This window comes from Pseudonocardia sp. CA-107938 (assembly GCF_050936315.1).
Lineage (GTDB): Bacteria > Actinomycetota > Actinomycetes > Mycobacteriales > Pseudonocardiaceae > Pseudonocardia.
Genome location: NZ_JBNJNA010000001.1, coordinates 317,686 through 332,254 on the forward strand (window position 1 = coordinate 317,686; position 14,569 = coordinate 332,254).

General features: G+C 71.8%; 17 protein-coding genes. 4 read left to right on the forward strand and 13 right to left on the reverse strand.

Features of this window, described 5'->3' with window-relative positions; genetic code table 11:
• The first annotated feature begins 254 nt into the window (after positions 1–254).
• Positions 255–890 (forward strand): hypothetical protein, encoded by a 636-nt coding sequence (locus tag ACQEVB_RS01495; RefSeq protein WP_432963749.1) that lies wholly within the window; start codon positions 255–257, stop codon positions 888–890.
• Positions 891–900: 10 nt separating this feature from the next.
• On the opposite strand, the gene ACQEVB_RS01500 is transcribed toward ACQEVB_RS01495, so the two are convergent.
• The 7 genes from ACQEVB_RS01500 to murA all read right to left on the reverse strand — a co-directional run bounded on the left by ACQEVB_RS01500 (position 901) and on the right by murA (position 7,644).
• Positions 901–1,278 (reverse strand): hypothetical protein, encoded by a 378-nt coding sequence (locus tag ACQEVB_RS01500; RefSeq protein ID WP_432963752.1) that lies wholly within the window; start codon positions 1,276–1,278, stop codon positions 901–903.
• On the reverse strand, positions 1,275–1,523 hold the full coding sequence (locus ACQEVB_RS01505) for a hypothetical protein (RefSeq protein WP_432963755.1): 249 nt from the start codon (positions 1,521–1,523) through the stop codon (positions 1,275–1,277). The genes ACQEVB_RS01500 and ACQEVB_RS01505 overlap by 4 nt, the downstream gene beginning before the upstream one ends.
• A 32-nt stretch (positions 1,524–1,555) precedes the next feature.
• Positions 1,556–3,550: a protein meaA gene (locus tag ACQEVB_RS01510; RefSeq protein ID WP_432963757.1), complete on the reverse strand. Its 1,995-nt coding sequence runs from the start codon at positions 3,548–3,550 to the stop codon at positions 1,556–1,558.
• Positions 3,551–3,649: 99 nt separating this feature from the next.
• Positions 3,650–4,516: a DUF1206 domain-containing protein gene (locus ACQEVB_RS01515; protein WP_432963760.1), complete on the reverse strand. Its 867-nt coding sequence runs from the start codon at positions 4,514–4,516 to the stop codon at positions 3,650–3,652.
• 140 nt (positions 4,517–4,656) lie between these two features.
• The gene (locus tag ACQEVB_RS01520; protein WP_432963762.1) at positions 4,657–5,292 is read right to left on the reverse strand and encodes a DedA family protein; all 636 of its coding nucleotides are present in this window, start codon (positions 5,290–5,292) and stop codon (positions 4,657–4,659) included.
• Between the two features lie 73 nt (positions 5,293–5,365).
• Positions 5,366–6,355 carry an ABC transporter substrate-binding protein gene (locus ACQEVB_RS01525; protein ID WP_432963765.1) on the reverse strand — a complete coding sequence of 330 codons (990 nt, stop codon included), beginning with the start codon at positions 6,353–6,355 and terminating at the stop codon, positions 5,366–5,368.
• 17 nt (positions 6,356–6,372) lie between these two features.
• Positions 6,373–7,644 carry a UDP-N-acetylglucosamine 1-carboxyvinyltransferase gene (murA, locus tag ACQEVB_RS01530; protein ID WP_432963768.1) on the reverse strand — a complete coding sequence of 424 codons (1,272 nt, stop codon included), beginning with the start codon at positions 7,642–7,644 and terminating at the stop codon, positions 6,373–6,375.
• A gap of 77 nt (positions 7,645–7,721) precedes the next feature.
• On the opposite strand from murA, the gene ACQEVB_RS01535 reads away from it, so the two are divergent.
• Entirely contained in the window at positions 7,722–8,702 is a 981-nt protein-coding gene (locus ACQEVB_RS01535) for an ABC transporter substrate-binding protein (protein WP_432963770.1), read from the forward strand.
• 7 nt (positions 8,703–8,709) lie between these two features.
• Here ACQEVB_RS01535 and ACQEVB_RS01540 read toward each other — a convergent pair whose 3' ends face one another.
• The gene (locus ACQEVB_RS01540; RefSeq protein WP_432963773.1) at positions 8,710–9,300 is read right to left on the reverse strand and encodes a TetR/AcrR family transcriptional regulator; all 591 of its coding nucleotides are present in this window, start codon (positions 9,298–9,300) and stop codon (positions 8,710–8,712) included.
• Positions 9,301–9,353: 53 nt separating this feature from the next.
• On the opposite strand from ACQEVB_RS01540, the gene ACQEVB_RS01545 reads away from it, so the two are divergent.
• Positions 9,354–10,094 carry an SDR family NAD(P)-dependent oxidoreductase gene (locus ACQEVB_RS01545; protein WP_432963776.1) on the forward strand — a complete coding sequence of 247 codons (741 nt, stop codon included), beginning with the start codon at positions 9,354–9,356 and terminating at the stop codon, positions 10,092–10,094.
• Positions 10,095–10,325: 231 nt separating this feature from the next.
• Positions 10,326–10,895 carry a cob(I)yrinic acid a,c-diamide adenosyltransferase gene (locus ACQEVB_RS01550; RefSeq protein ID WP_432963779.1) on the forward strand — a complete coding sequence of 190 codons (570 nt, stop codon included), beginning with the start codon at positions 10,326–10,328 and terminating at the stop codon, positions 10,893–10,895.
• Between the two features lie 137 nt (positions 10,896–11,032).
• Here ACQEVB_RS01550 and ACQEVB_RS01555 read toward each other — a convergent pair whose 3' ends face one another.
• The 5 genes from ACQEVB_RS01555 to ACQEVB_RS01575 form a co-directional block, all read right to left on the reverse strand.
• Positions 11,033–11,164, reverse strand: a complete 132-nt coding sequence (locus tag ACQEVB_RS01555; protein ID WP_432963782.1) for a hypothetical protein — start codon at positions 11,162–11,164, stop codon at positions 11,033–11,035.
• Positions 11,165–11,344: 180 nt separating this feature from the next.
• Entirely contained in the window at positions 11,345–11,797 is a 453-nt protein-coding gene (locus ACQEVB_RS01560) for a DUF2550 domain-containing protein (protein ID WP_432963785.1), read from the reverse strand.
• Positions 11,798–11,814: 17 nt separating this feature from the next.
• The gene (locus ACQEVB_RS01565; RefSeq protein ID WP_432963788.1) at positions 11,815–12,195 is read right to left on the reverse strand and encodes a F0F1 ATP synthase subunit epsilon; all 381 of its coding nucleotides are present in this window, start codon (positions 12,193–12,195) and stop codon (positions 11,815–11,817) included.
• A 4-nt stretch (positions 12,196–12,199) separates the two neighbouring features.
• Positions 12,200–13,636 (reverse strand): F0F1 ATP synthase subunit beta, encoded by a 1,437-nt coding sequence (gene atpD / locus ACQEVB_RS01570; RefSeq protein ID WP_432963791.1) that lies wholly within the window; start codon positions 13,634–13,636, stop codon positions 12,200–12,202.
• A complete protein-coding gene (locus ACQEVB_RS01575) occupies positions 13,636–14,568 on the reverse strand; it encodes a F0F1 ATP synthase subunit gamma (protein ID WP_432963794.1) in 933 nt (310 codons plus the stop codon). Before ACQEVB_RS01575 ends, atpD begins: the two co-directional genes overlap by 1 nt.
• Between the last annotated feature and the right edge of the window lies 1 nt (position 14,569).

Here is a 14,569-nt window from a genome sequence, read left to right on the forward strand (position 1 = left end):
TGTTGACCTGACCTCGAACCGCGCCCTCTACGAGCTGCACTGAGTTCCTTCCGGACGTCGACGATCATCCGCATCACGAGGTCGTCCGTGCGTGGTTCGCGAACCTGATGGCGGGCGCCGAACCGTTCACGGTGCCGACCATCGTATGGGGCGCGTTCCCACGGTTGGCGACCCACCGACCGATCCTCGTCCAGCCGACGACACTGAGGTCATGGTCGCGGCACGTGCCGCGGCCTTGCGCCATCATCGGGGTCATGGCGTTGCGCATCGGCGGTGTCCCGGTCCTCCTCAGCCCCTCGGACGTCGCGAGCGGCATCCGCGCCCTCGTGGGCTGGACCGACGACGCGGTGGAGCTGGTCGCGGACCTGCCGGCGCGAGTCGACCGCCTGCTCGGCGAGGCGGAGGCGTTGCTCGGGGAGATGCGCCGGCTCGCCGAGCGCGTCGAGCACGTGGCCGCGAGCGCCGAGCAGGTCGTGTCGACGGCGACGGCGGTCACGGCGGGGGCGGAGTCGGTGATCGCCCAGACCACGGAGTCGGTGCGGCAGGCCGACGAGGCGATCGCACAGGCCGCCCGGGCGGCTGCGGAGGCCACCGGGGTGCTGGCGCTGTACCAGCCGATCGCGGAGAAGGCGGCGCCGATGGCCCGGCAGTTCGTCGAGGAGTTCTCGACCGAGGAGCTGCACGCCGCCATCCGCATGGTCGACACGATCCCGCGGCTCACCGCGCACTTGGAGCAGGACGTGCTGCCACTCCTCGGCACGCTCGACCACGTCGGGCCGGACCTGCGCGAGCTGATCTCGCTGGTCACGGACGTGCGCAACGCGCTGGCGTCGGTGCCGGGGTTCCGGGGCTGGCTGCGCCGGGAGGAACCGCGGCCGGGGAACGGCTGACCGGTCGGGCTCAGACCCGGCGAATCCGAACCCGAACCTCGCGAACCGCCATCAGGTGCGCCAGATCCTTCGGGTCACTGGTGAGGATCACGTCGCCAGGACGGGCGAGCAATGCGATGTGCGCGTCGACCACGTCCACAGTGCCGCTTCTGCCCAGCAGCTCACCGAGCGGACGGGCGTCGTCCGGCGCAATGCCGATGGACTCCACGCCCGCGAGCAAACGAGCGAGACGCGCCTGCCGCGGGCCGCCCCGCCAGACCTGCGCCACGGCTCCGGCGCTGGTCAGCACCGGGACCTGCTGCTGCGCGGCATCCACCAGGAGGGCGCCGAGCACCCGGTCGGCACGCTCGAGCGCGACGAACGCTCCCGCATCTAGCAGGAGCCTCACGCGGCCGTGCCGGCCGCGTCATCACTCTCGAGAAGAGCCCTCGCGGCGGCGTGCTCCGATTCCGTGAAGGCACCGTCCTCGGCCTGCCACTCGTCGAGAGCCTCCATGAGCAGCTGATTGCGCAGCTTGTCGGCGACCGCCCCAGCCACCCATCCGGACACGCTGGACTTGGCGGCCTCCGCCGCTGCCCGCACAGCGGCGCCCAACTCGGCGTCCATCGTCACGGTGATGCGATCCAGCTCCACGACACCAGACTACTGCATACTGGAGTATGCAGTCACGGCAAACCGTGCGCCGCCCGCACCAGCGTGACGATCTCGTCCATCATCTCGGTGAGCTTGTAGTCCTTGGGCGTGAAGACCTGCGCGACGCCCTTGGCCCGCAGCGCCTCGGCGTCCTCCGGCGGGATGATCCCGCCGACGACGACCGGCACGTCGTCGGCACCGGCCGCGCGCAGCCCGTCGACGACGGCGGGGACGACCTCCAGGTGGGACCCGGAGAGCACGGACAGCCCGACGACGTGCACGCCCTCCTGCACGGCGGCCGCGACGATCTGCGCCGGGGTGAGCCGGATGCCCTGGTAGATCACCTCGAAGCCGACGTCGCGGGCACGCACCGCCACCTGCTCGGCGCCGTTGGAGTGCCCGTCCAGCCCGGGCTTGCCGACGAGCATGCGCAGCCGGGTGCCGAGGTCGTCGCCCGCGGCGCGGACCCGTTCACGGACGGCGGCGATCTCGGTGGCCGCCTCGCCGCTCACCGCGGCCGCCGACACACCTGTGGGGGCGCGGAACTCGCCGAACACCTCGCGCAGCGCACCGGCCCACTCCCCCGTCGTCACCCCGGCCTTGGCGCAGGCGATCGAGGCCTCCATCAGGTTGGTGTCGGTCTTCGCCGCGTCGCGCAGTGCGGCGAGCGACTCCTGCACCTGCGCGGCGTCGCGACCGGCCCGCCACTGCCGGATCGCGGCGATCGCGTCGACCTCGACCTGCGGGTCGACGGTCTCGATGGCCGCAGCACCCTCCGCCTGCAGCGGGCTGGGCTCGGTGGTGTCGAACTTGTTCACCCCGACGACGACCAGCTCGCCGGACTCCATCTTCCGCCGCCGCTCCGACAGCGCGGCCACCAGCTGGCCCTTCATGTACCCGGACTCGACGGCGGCGACCGCGCCACCCATCTCCTGCACGCGGTCGATCTCGGCCCGCGCGTTCTCCACGAGCTCCGCCACCTTGGCCTCGACGACGCGGCTGCCGTCGAAGATGTCCTCGTACTCGAGCAGGTCGGTCTCGTAGGCGAGCACCTGCTGCATGCGCAGCGCCCACTGTTGGTCCCACGGCCGCGGCAGCCCGAGCGCCTCGTTCCAGGCCGGGAGCTGCACGGCGCGGGCGCGGGCGTCGCGCGAGAGGGTGACGGCGAGCATCTCCAGCACGATGCGCTGCACGTTGTTCTCCGGCTGCGCCTCGGTCAGCCCCAGTGAGTTGACCTGCACGCCGTAGCGCAGCCGTCGCTGCTTGGGGTTCTCGACGCCGTAGCGCTCGCGGGTGATCTCGTCCCAGAGCCGGGCGAACGCGCGCATCTTGCACATCTCCTCGACGAACCGCAGCCCGGCGTTGACGAAGAAGGAGATGCGGGCGACGACGTCGCCGAACTCCTCGGCAGGCACCTGGCCCGAGTCGCGCACCGAGTCGAGCACGCCGATCGCCGTGGACAGGGCGTAGGCCAGCTCCTGCGCCGGCGTGGCCCCGGCCTCCTGCAGGTGGTAGCTGCAGATGTTGATCGGGTTCCACTTCGGGATGTTGGCCACCGACCAGGCGATCGTGTCGGTGATCAGCCGCATGCTCGGTGCCGGCGGGAACACGTAGGTGCCCCGCGACAGGTACTCCTTGACGATGTCGTTCTGCGTGGTGCCGGCCAGCGTCGCGCGCGGGGCACCATGCTCGTCGGCGACGGCGACGTACAGCGCGAGCAGCCACATCGCGGGCGCGTTGATGGTCATCGAGGTGTTGGCCTCGGCCATCGGGATGCCGTCGAAGAGCGTGCGCATGTCCCCGATGTGGCTCACCGGCACACCCACCTTGCCGACCTCACCCTTGGCCAGCTCGTCGTCGGGGTCGTAGCCGGTCTGCGTCGGCAGGTCGAACGCCACGGACAGGCCCGTCTGGCCCTTGGCGAGGTTGCGCCGGTAGAGCGCGTTCGACTTCTCCGCGGACGAGTGCCCCGCGTAGGTGCGGATCACCCACGGCCGGTCGCGTTCGTGGTCGCTCGGGTACGGCACGAGGGCACCTTCCGCCGTTGGTCGGGATACTTATCGTACTGTCTGGTAACCCGTCCGGCCGCCCCGGACGACGTCCGTCACACCCGAGATCGATCCAGCTCAGCTGATCCGGTGGTAGCGGGCGTCGACGATGCCGTACACGCCGTACGCGATCAGGCCCAGCGCCAGCGCGACCAGCAGGTACGGGCCGTACGGCTGTCCGGCGAGCCCCTTCAACGCCGCGTCGAGCCCGTTCGCCTGCTGGGGGTCGAAGCGGATCGCCGCGACCACGATCAGCACGCCCACCAGCACCAGCGTGAGGCCCTTCGCGACGAAGCCGATCAACCCGGTGCGGTCGGCGAACCGGTGCACCCGCAGCGATGGGGGCAGCGCGAGGTTCTCCATGAATCGGCGCGTCCAGCCGCTCCACACCGTCCAGCCGCCGACGACGGCCGTGCCCACGCCGACCAGCGCGACGAGCACCTGACCGCCCGGCAGCCCGAGCACACCGGCCGTCGCCTTCTCGGTGCCGCCGCCACTGCCGCCGACCAGCGTCGTCACGCCGAGCACCGCCAGCGTGCCCGACACGATCGCCTGCCCGCCGGTCTGCGCCCGGCGCATCAGCGTGGCGCGCCGTTCCTGCACCCAGGAGAAGCCGCGCACCGCCTCGTAGACCCGCCAGAGGGTGGCCGCGGCGAACCCGATCACCAGCACCCACAGCAGGACCAGTCCGAGCGGTTGGTGCGCCAGCGCCTCGAACGCGCCGGACTGGTCGGTGCGCTCGCTGGTGTTGCCGAACGCGAGCTGGATGGCGAGCACCGCGACCACCAGGTGCGTGACGCCGTAGGCGCCGATCCCGACCCGCGCCCCGAGGCGGACCGGCGCGCTGTCGACGACCTCGTCGACCTCCTCGGCAGCATCGTTCTCGCCGCCCCCGTCGGCCCGGTCCACCCGGTCGACCTCGTCCGCCTCGTCCGCCGCAGTCATCGGACCTCCCACCAGCACGGTGGCACGACCGTGCGGACCCCGCACGCGGTACTGCGCCGTCCGGCTCAACCACGTCACACACCCAGTGCGGTCCGCACACACGTCGCAGCATGGGTGAGGACCGCACTCGGTGTGTGAGGTCAACCCACCTCGGCCGGCACGCGCTCGGCGCGGCGCCGGCGGACCGCCCGCACCACCAGGACCCCGACCACCGCCGCGACGACGAGGCCCGTCGCCGTCGGCCCGACCAGGTGCGCGACGTGCCGGATCGCGGCCGACGCCGCGCTGCCCAACCCCACGTAGACGAGCGCCCAGGCGGCGGCCCCGACGACGGTGCAGCGGAGGAACCGGCCGACGTCCATCCGCAGGCTGCCCGCGATCACCGGCACCAGCGAGTGGGCGACGGCCAGGAACCGGGCCCCGACGATCGCGCGCGACGCGCCGCTCGCGACGAGGTCCTCCGCCCGCTGCCAGTTCGGCTCCCCGATCCACCGGCCGGCCCGCGACTCGCGCAGCCACGGCCCGGTGCGGCGGCCGATCAGGTAGCCCCCGGTCTGCCCGACGATCGTCCCGACCGTCGCGACGGCGGCCAGCGCGGCGAACTCCCACCCGCTGCCGACCGTCGTCGCGGCCGCGAGCAGCACCACCTCGCCGGGCGTGACCAGCCCGACCAGCGCCGTCGTCTCCAGCACGAGCAGCACGCCGACGACGGCGAACAGCTGCCAGGTGGGGATGGCGTCGAGCATGGCGAAGAAGGAGGCGAACCAGGAGTCCATGCGTCGAGCCTCGCCGGGCGGGCCCGTGCCGGACATCCGGTGATCGCCCTGAACGAGGTGGGGGAATCCCCCGTCAGGACGCGAGGAGCTTCGGCAGGTCGTCGAGCACCTTCCCGACGCCCGTCGGGCCGAGGCCGAGGAACCACACCTCGTCGTCGACCTGCTGGGCGTGCCCGGCCTTGACCGCACCCAACCGCGCCCACAGCTGCCCGTTGACGACGGCGCCCTGTGCCGTGTTGGCCGGCGGCCCGTAGCTGGAGTAGAAGATCCAGTCCGCGTCGGCGGTGTCGATGCGTTCCTCCGACACCTCGATCGCGAGCTCCGGGAAGTCCTGGGCCGGCGGGCGCCGCAGCCCGACATCGCGAAGCACGACGCCGAGCATCGACAGGTTCCCGTACAGCCGGATGCGACCGGGCTGGAAGCGCACCAGCGAGATCGTCGGCGGGTTCGGGCCGATCGCCGCCTTCACCGCGTCGACGCGGCGCTGGTAGTCGTTCAGTGCCCCGACGGCGGCGTCCTCCTTGCCCAGTGCCGTGCCGACGAGCAGGAAGTCCTCCTTCCACGGGAAACCCGGCCGGATGCTGAGCACGGTGGGCGCGATGGCCGACAGCTTGTCGTAGAGCTGGTCGACGCGCAGCTTGCTGCCCAGGATGAGGTCCGGCTTGGCGGCCGCGACGGCCTCGAGGTCGACCGTGCCGACGTCACCGACGATCGGCACGCCCTTGACCTTGTCGGCCAGGTAGGACGGCACCGTCCGGTTGGGCACGGCGATCGCCACGGGCGTGACGCCGAGCGACAGCACGCCGTCGAGCTCGCCGCTGTCGAGCACCGCGACCCGCTGCGGCGCGGCCGGGATGGTCGTGGTGCCGCGCGCGTGCGTGACCGTCCGGGGGAACACGCCCGGCCCGACGTCGGCCTTGAACTTGGCCGTCTCGGAATCGGCCGTCGCGAACAGGCGGCCGCCGGTCGCGACGTCGGCGTTGCCGGTGCCCGGGTCGGGCGGCGGGCCCGCGCAGGCCGCCAGGCCGAGCAGGACCACGGCCATGACCACGAGTTTCCGCACGGAAGGTGAACCTACCCTCAGGGCGTCGGCTCGCCCTCCACCCGGGCGATGTCGGCACCGAGGGAGCGCAGGTTCTCCACGAACCGGGGGTAGCCGCGGTCGATGTGGTCGACGTCCCAGAGCTGGGTGACGCCGTCGGCGCACAGTGCGGCGAGCGCGAGCCCGGCGCCGGCGCGGATGTCGCTCGCCCAGACCGGCGCGCTGGACAGCCGCGGCACGCCGCGCACCACGGCGTGGTGGCCGTCGGTGCGGGCGTCGGCGCCCAGGCGCACCATCTCGTCGACGAACCGGAAGCGCGACTCGAACACGTTCTCGGTGATCATGGACGTGCCCTCGGCGACGGCGGACAGCGCGATCGCCATGGGCTGCAGGTCGGTGGCGAAACCCGGGTAGGGCAGCGTCACGAAGTCGACGGCGCGCGGCCGGCCCGGCATCGCCACCCGGAACTCCTGGGCACCGAGGATGTCGGTGGTCGCGCCGGCCGAGCGCAGCTTGTCCAGCACGAGGTCGAGGTGGTGCGGGTCCACGCCGCGGACGGTGACCTCGCCGCGGGTCATCGCGGCGGCGAACGCCCAGGTGGCCCCGACGATCCGGTCGCCGATCACGCGGTGCCGGGTCGGCGCCAGCACGCTGACCCCGTGCACCGTCAGGGTCGACGAGCCGATGCCGTCGATCTTCGCGCCCATCTCGGCGAGCATCGTGCAGAGGTCGACGATCTCCGGCTCGCGGGCGGCGTTGTCGATGACGGTCGTGCCGTCCGACAGCACGGCCGCCATCAGGATGTTCTCGGTGGCACCGACGCTCGGGAAGTCGAGCCAGATCTGCGCGCCGGCCAGGTGCTCGGCCTCCGCGACGACGCGCCCGTGCTTGATCTCGGTGGTGGCGCCGAGCTTGCGCAGGCCGGCCTGGTGCATGTCGAGGGGCCGCTGCCCGATCGCGTCACCGCCGGGCAGGGGCACGACCGCGCGCCGGCAGCGCGCCACCAGCGGGCCCAGCACGCAGACCGAGGCCCGCAGCCGCGACACCGACCGGTAGTCGGCCTCGGCACCCAGCTCCGCGGGCACGTCGATGGTGACGGTGTCGCCGTCGACCGTCACGGTGCAGCCGAGGCTGCGCAGCACGTCGGCCATGAGCGGCACGTCGAGGATCTCGGGGCAGTTCGTGATCGTCGTGGTGCCTTCGGCCAGCAGCGCCGCCGCCATCAGCTTCAGCACGCTGTTCTTCGCTCCGACCACGTCGACGGCGCCGACGAGGCGGGCGCCGCCACGGATCGCGAAATGCTCGACCACGGGTGCCGACGGTATCCCCCCGGCCGCATGTGCCGGTGCCCGGCCGTGCCCTGAACTGCAGAGGTTAGGCTCACCTCATGCGTCGTTCGTACAGGTTCTCCCGGGTCGCGGTCGCCGCCGCGCTCACCGCCGCCCTCGCCGCCTGCGGGGCCGCGCCGTCCGGCGCCGGCCAGCCGGCCGCCGCCGGGTTCCCCGTCACGCTGACCGACGTCTACGGGCAGGTCACCGTCCCGAAGCAGCCGGTGCGGGTGGCGGCGCTCGACCAGAGCTACGTCGACGCCACGATCGCGCTGGAGACCCCGGTCGTCGCGTTCACCAGCTACCGCGGCGTCGGCGACGAGCTGCCCGCCTACCTCGGCGCCGACGTCGCGAAGTACGCGGCCGGCGCGAAGTCGGTGGGCACCCTGTCCGCGCCGAACCTGGAGATGATCGCCGCCGCGCAGCCCGACCTCATCGTCTCCGCCAAGGTGCGCCACGGCGACCAGCACGAACGGCTCGTCGGGATCGCGCCGACCGTGTTCAGCGAGTCCACCGGCCCCACCTGGAAGGAGAACATCCGGCTGCTCGGCAAGGCGCTGGGCAAGTCGGCGCTCGCCGACCAGAAGATCGCCGCCTACGAGCAGCGCGCCAAGCGCATCGGCGACGCGGTGCGCGCCAAGCTGGGCCGCAACCCCACGGTCTCGCTGGTCCGCTTCGCCGGCGAGCCGACCGTGCGGCTGTATTCGAAAACGTCGTTCCCCGGCACCGTCCTGACCGACGCCGGCTTCGCCCTGAACGCGACCGCGTCGGCGGTGCCCGCCGGCAAGATCTCCGCCGACGTCAGCCAGGAGAACCTCCTCCAGCTCGACGCCGACCACCTCTTCCTCTCCACCGCGCGCGACGAGAACGGCGCGTCCGCGGCGCAGAAGGCCGCCAGCGCGGCGAACCCGCTGTGGAACCGGCTCACCGGCGAGAAGACCGACGTCCAGGACCTCACCTGGCTCACCGCCGTCGGCCTGCAGGGCGCCGGCGCGATCCTCGACGACGTCGCGAAGACCTTCGGCGTGGCCGCGGACTGACCTGCGGTCAGCCGATCCCCCGCATCGCCCGCTCGACCACCGCGAACAGCGTCGCACGGTCCGCCCCGTCGCGCGCCTGCAACGACATCCCGTACTGCACGGTCGTGACGTACGTGGCGAGCGCTGCGGGGTCGGCGTCGGGCGGGAGGTCGCCATCGGCGATGCCGCGGGCGAACCGCTCGCGCACGGCCTCCGTCGTGGCCCGACGGGCCTCCGCGAGGAAGTCGTGGATGCCCTGCGAGCTGGGCGTGTAGGTGATCGCGCCCAGCACGATCAGGCACCCCGGCGGGTTGCCGGGCGCGGTGTAGCTGACGGCGTTGGCGCGCAGCATCGCCTCGACGGCGGCCAGCGCGGTGGGACCGCCGGCCAGCGCGGCGAACGCCGGCCCACCCTCGATCTCCTCGTAGCGCGCGACCGCCTCGCGGAACAGCTGCTCCTTGCTGCCGAAGGCGGCGTAGAGGCTCGGCGGGCGGATGCCGATGGCGGCGGTCAGGTCGGCGACCGAGGTGGCCTCGTAGCCGTGCTCCCAGAACATCTCCATGGCGAGCTGGAGCGCCGCGTCGCGGTCGAAGCCCCGCGGACGTCCCTTCTGTAGCACTCGCTAAGGATATCAGCTACGGTCTTTAGCGACCGCTAAAGAAAGGGATGACCATGGGGAACCTGACCGGGCGCGCGGCGCTCGTCACGGGCGGCAGTCGCGGGATCGGCGCGGCGATCGCCCGCCGGCTGGCCCGCGAGGGCGCCGACGTCGCGATCACCTACGTCGCCGCCGCGGACCAGGCCGACCAGGTCGTGCGCGACGTGACGGCACACGGCGTGCGCGGCGTCGCACTGCGCGCGGACAGCGCCGACCCCACCCAGGTACGGGGCGCCGTCGACCGTGCCGCCGCCCAGCTGGGCCGGCTCGACGTGCTCGTCAACAACGCGGGCGTCTTCCCGTTCGGGCCGTTCGAGGACGTCAGCGCAGCCGAGCTCGACCACGTCATCGCCGTGCACGTGCGCGCCGCGTTCGTCGCAGCGCAAGCCGCATCGGCGCACCTCGGCGAGGGCGGGCGGATCATCACCATCGGCAGCAACCTCGCCGACCACGTCTCCCACCCGGGCGTGGCGCTCTACGCGATGACGAAGTCCGCGCTGACCGGCCTCACCCGCGGCCTCGCCCGCGACCTCGGCCCGCGCGGCATCGCCGTCACGGTCGTGCACCCCGGCTCGACCGACACCGACATGAACCCGGCCGACGGCCCGTCGGCGGGCGACCAGCGCGTACGCACGGCGTTGGGCCGCTTCCAGCGGGCGGAGGAGGTCGCCGCGACCGTCGCCCACCTGGCCGGGCCGGGCGGGGCCACCATCACCGGCACCGGGGTGCTCGTCGATGCGGGGGCGAACGCCTGAGGCCGGGCCGTACAGACCATCCGGCAACCCTCGGCCAGCAGGCGGCCGCCGACAGCGGTCACGACGTGGCACCGCCGCGCCGCAGGTGACCGTGATCAAGGGCAAAAGGTCGTTTTCCGAAGATCGAATGGCAACCTTTGGCCCTTGATCACCGCAACGGCGGGTCGGGCTCGCATCCGCAACCGCCGCCGGGCGGCGGCACCTGACCGGTCGCCCGCATAGGCTCGCCCCATGGCCGTGCACCTGACCAGGATCTACACGAAGACCGGCGACGACGGCACCACCGCGCTGGGCGACTTCTCCCGCGTCCGCAAGACCGACGTGCGGCTGGCCGCCTACGCCGACACCGACGAGGCGAACGCGGCCGTCGGGGTGGCGGTGACCGTCGGCGGCCTGGCCGACGAGGTGCTGGTGCCGCTGCGGCAGGTGCAGAACGACCTGTTCGACGTGGGCGCGGACCTGTGCGCGCCGATCGTCGAGAACCCGCAGTACCCGCCCCTGCGCGTCACCGAGGAGTACGTGACGCGGCTGGAGGGCTGGTGCGACGAGTTCAACGAGCGACTGCCCAAGCTCAGCTCGTTCATCCTGCCCGGCGGCACGCCAGGCGCGGCGTACCTGCACGTCGCGCGCACCGTCACGCGACGGGCGGAGCGGAGTGTCTGGGCGCTGCTGGAGACCGACGCCGAGCGCACCAACCCGCTCACGGCGAAGTACCTCAACCGGCTGTCGGACCTGCTGTTCATCCTCGGCCGCGTCGCCAACCCGGGCGGCGACGTGCTGTGGCGGCCGGGCGGTGAGTGAGCTGGCCGCGAACCCGGCCGAGGTTTCGTTGATCAAGGGCAAAAGGTTGCTGGTTGATCTTCGCGGGCGACCTTTTGCCCTTGATCACGGTGTCTCGTCGAGACACCGGCCCTTGTAGCGAACCAGGCGACCGGCGCCTATCCCGCCGTGACGCGCGCCGCGGCGGGTGCCCTGTCGGCGGCGAAGCGGTGCTCATCGGCGAACCGGGCCAGGCGCAGCGTGGCCCACGACTGGGGCAGGCTGTGCGCCTCGGCCGCGCGGACCGTCACATCTCGGGTAGCCGAGGAAGCGGCAAGCGCGCCGCCCACAACGACGGTTCGCGGGTTGGCCAGGCCCGGGCCGGCCGAGGAGTGCGCCGAGCATCCCGTTGATCAAGGGCAGAATGTTGCTGGTCGATCTTCCCGGACGACGTTCTGCCCTTGATCAACGCAATCCAGGCGGACCGACCCCTACCCCGCCCGCCGGTAGAACGCGGTGCGCCCGGGCGGCGCCGACTCCAGCCACGACAGGAACCCGGTGAGAACGCCGGGGGCCATGGCGAGCTCGATGTCGTGGCCGTCGATGCGGCAGTGCAGCACCGACGCCGCCTCCGGGATGGCGTAGGCCTCGCCGTCGAGGGGTGGGCGCCGGTCCACGATCTCCAGCGCGGTGCGGTCCAGCACCACGGACGGGCCGGGGCGAAGCGACGTCAGCCGGTACCAGGCCAGCTCGTCACCCCGGTAGCGGCCGACCCCGAAGTGCCAGCCGGCGCCGAGGTCCTGCCGAACGCCGGCGGGGCGGCGGCGCAGACACGCGTCCACACCACCGCCCCGCATGAGACGTACTCGCCGGTAGGCGAGGTATCCGAGGCACACACAGGCGAGCAGCAGCGCAATGCTGACGACGATCGCCGTTGGGCCCAACCTCGGCTCCCGATCTCCTACTCGACGCCCGCGGCCTTGAGCCGGGCCTGGGCGCGGGCCGCCGCGGCGGCCCCTTCGTCCTCGGAGGTGTCGGCGCGGTCCAGCGCCGCCCGGGCGCGGTCGACGTCGATCTCGCCGCCGATCTCGGCCGACTCGGCCAGGATCGTCACGCCCTCGGGCGTGATGTGCAGGAACCCGCCGTGCACCGCCACCGTGGTGGAGTTGCCGTCCGTGCCGTCGATCCGCACGATCCCGGCATCCTCCAGCTGCGCGAGCGTGGGCTCGTGCCCCGGGAGGACGCCGATCTCGCCGACCGTGGTGCGGGCGAAGACGAAGGTCGCCTCGCCCGACCACACCCGCCGCTCAACGGCGACGAGCTCGACCTTCATGTCTGCCATCCGCTCAGCTCTCCTCGAGCTTCTTGCGGTTCTTGTCGAGGTCCTCGAGGCCGCCGCAGAGGAAGAACGCCTGCTCGGGGACGTCGTCGAAGTCGCCCTTGGCGATCTTGTCGAACGCCTCGATGGTCTCCTTCAGCGGCACCGTCGAGCCCGGCTGGCCGGTGAACTGCTCGGCGACCAGCAGGTTCTGCGACAGGAAGCGCTCGATGCGACGGGCCCGGGCGACCGTCTGGCGGTCCTCCTCGGAGAGCTCGTCGATGCCGAGGATGGCGATGATGTCCTGCAGGTCGGAGTACTTCTGCAGGATCCGCTTGACCTCGTTGGCGACCCGGAAGTGCTCCTCGCCGATGTACTGCGGGTCGAGGATCCGGGAGGTCGACGTCAGCGGGTCCACCGCCGGGTAGATGCCCTTCTGCGAGATCGGGCGGGAGAGCTCGGTCGTCGCGTCCAGGTGGGCGAACGTGGTGGCCGGCGCCGGGTCGGTGTAGTCGTCGGCGGGCACGTAGATCGCCTGCATCGAGGTGATCGAGCGGCCACGGGTCGAGGTGATGCGCTCCTGCAGCTCGCCCATCTCGTCGGCCAGCGTGGGCTGGTAGCCCACGGCCGACGGCATGCGGCCCAGCAGCGTGGACACCTCGGAACCGGCCTGGGTGAACCGGAAGATGTTGTCGATGAAGAGCAGCACGTCCTGGTTCTGCTCGTCGCGGAAGTACTCCGCCATCGTCAGCGCCGACAGGGCCACGCGCATGCGGGTGCCCGGCGGCTCGTCCATCTGCCCGAACACCAGCGCGGTGTCGTTGATGACGCCCGACTCGGTCATCTCGGTGATGAGGTCGTTGCCCTCACGGGTGCGCTCACCGACACCGGCGAACACCGAGGTGCCACCGAAGTTCTTGGCGACGCGGGTGATCATCTCCTGGATGAGCACCGTCTTGCCGACGCCGGCGCCGCCGAACAGGCCGATCTTCCCACCCTGCACGTACGGGGTGAGCAGGTCGATGACCTTGATGCCGGTCTCCAGCATCTCGGTCTTGCCCTCGAGGTCGGCGAAGTTCGGGGCCTTGCGGTGGATGCCCCACAGGTCGCCGGTGATCTCCAGGTCGGGCTTGTCCAGGCAGTCGCCCAGCGCGTTGAACACGTGGCCCTTGACCTGGTCGCCGACCGGCACGGAGATCGGCCGGCCGAGGTCGGTGACCTCCTGGCCGCGCACCACGCCGTCGGTGGGCTGCATGGAGATGGCCCGGACGACGTTGTCGCCCAGGTGCTGGGCGACCTCGAGGGTCAGCTTCTTGGCCAGCTGGCCGAAGGTGACCTCGACGGTGAGGGCGTTGTAGAGGTCCGGCACGGCGTCACGCGGGAACTCCACGTCGACGACGGGGCCGGTGACGCGGACGACGCGCCCGGTGGTGGTGCTCGTGCCGGTCTCGGCGGTGGCGGTCATCACTCACTCCCTGTGCTGACGAGAGCGTCGGCGCCACCGACGATCTCACTGATCTCCTGGGTGATCTGTGCCTGACGGGCCTGGTTGGACTCCAGTGTCAGGGTACGGATCAACTCGTTCGCGTTGTCGGTCGCGGCCTTCATGGCCCGCTGCCGGTTGGCCGATTCCGACGCCGCCGACTCGAGCAGGGCGGCGAACAGGCGCGCGCCCACGTACTTCGGCAGCAGTGCGTCGAACAGGTTGTCGGCGTCCGGCTCGAACGTGTACAGCGCTCGCGGCTGGTTCGACTCCGCCTCTTCGCGGGTGGGGCCGGGCTCACCGGGATCGGTGTACTCGATCTCCATGGGCGCCATGCGCCGCGCCTGCGGCACCTGGGTGACCATGTTCTTGAAGGTCGTGTACACGAGGTGCAGCTCGTCGACGCTGCTCTCGTCCTCCTGGTCGGCCATGAACGCCGCGACGAGCGTGCGCGCCGCCTCGGCCGCGTTCTCGTAGCGGGGCTCCTCGGAGAAGCCCGTCCACGACGCCTCGACCTTGCGCCGACGGAACCGGTAGAAGTTCACACCCTTGCGCCCGATCACGTAGAGCACCGGCTCCTTGCCCTGCTCGCGCAGGAGCTGCTGGAGCTGCTCGGCCTCCTTGAGCACGTTGGCGTTGTAGCCACCGCACTGGCCGCGGTCGCTGGTGACGACCAGAACCGCAGCCTTCTTCGGCTCCTCCCGCTCGACGAGCAGCGGGTGGTCGAGCGCGGAGTTGGCGGCCAGCTCCGAGAGCACCGTGGTGATCTGCTCGGCGTAGGGCCGCGACTCCTCGACGCGGGCGCGCGCCTTCGCGATCTTCGACGTGGCGATGAGCTCCATCGCCCGCGTGATCTTCTTGATGTTCTGCGTCGACTTGATCCGCCGCCGCAGCACGCGAATCTGTGCCGCCATG

Bases quoted from the DNA above. Each gene is read 5' to 3' on its own strand.
- ACQEVB_RS01515 (WP_432963760.1), bottom strand. From the start codon at position 4,516: ATGACTGCGGCGGACGAGGCGGACGAGGTCGACCGGGTGGACCGGGCC.
- ACQEVB_RS01550 (WP_432963779.1), top strand. From the start codon at position 10,326: ATGGCCGTGCACCTGACCAGGATCTACACGAAGACCGGCGACGACGGC.
- ACQEVB_RS01495 (WP_432963749.1), top strand. From the start codon at position 255: ATGGCGTTGCGCATCGGCGGTGTCCCGGTCCTCCTCAGCCCCTCGGAC.
- ACQEVB_RS01575 (WP_432963794.1), bottom strand. From the start codon at position 14,568: ATGGCGGCACAGATTCGCGTGCTGCGGCGGCGGATCAAGTCGACGCAG.
- ACQEVB_RS01535 (WP_432963770.1), top strand. From the start codon at position 7,722: ATGCGTCGTTCGTACAGGTTCTCCCGGGTCGCGGTCGCCGCCGCGCTC.
- ACQEVB_RS01565 (WP_432963788.1), bottom strand. From the start codon at position 12,195: ATGGCAGACATGAAGGTCGAGCTCGTCGCCGTTGAGCGGCGGGTGTGG.
- ACQEVB_RS01545 (WP_432963776.1), top strand. From the start codon at position 9,354: ATGGGGAACCTGACCGGGCGCGCGGCGCTCGTCACGGGCGGCAGTCGC.
- ACQEVB_RS01520 (WP_432963762.1), bottom strand. From the start codon at position 5,292: ATGGACTCCTGGTTCGCCTCCTTCTTCGCCATGCTCGACGCCATCCCC.
- atpD (WP_432963791.1), bottom strand. From the start codon at position 13,636: ATGACCGCCACCGCCGAGACCGGCACGAGCACCACCACCGGGCGCGTC.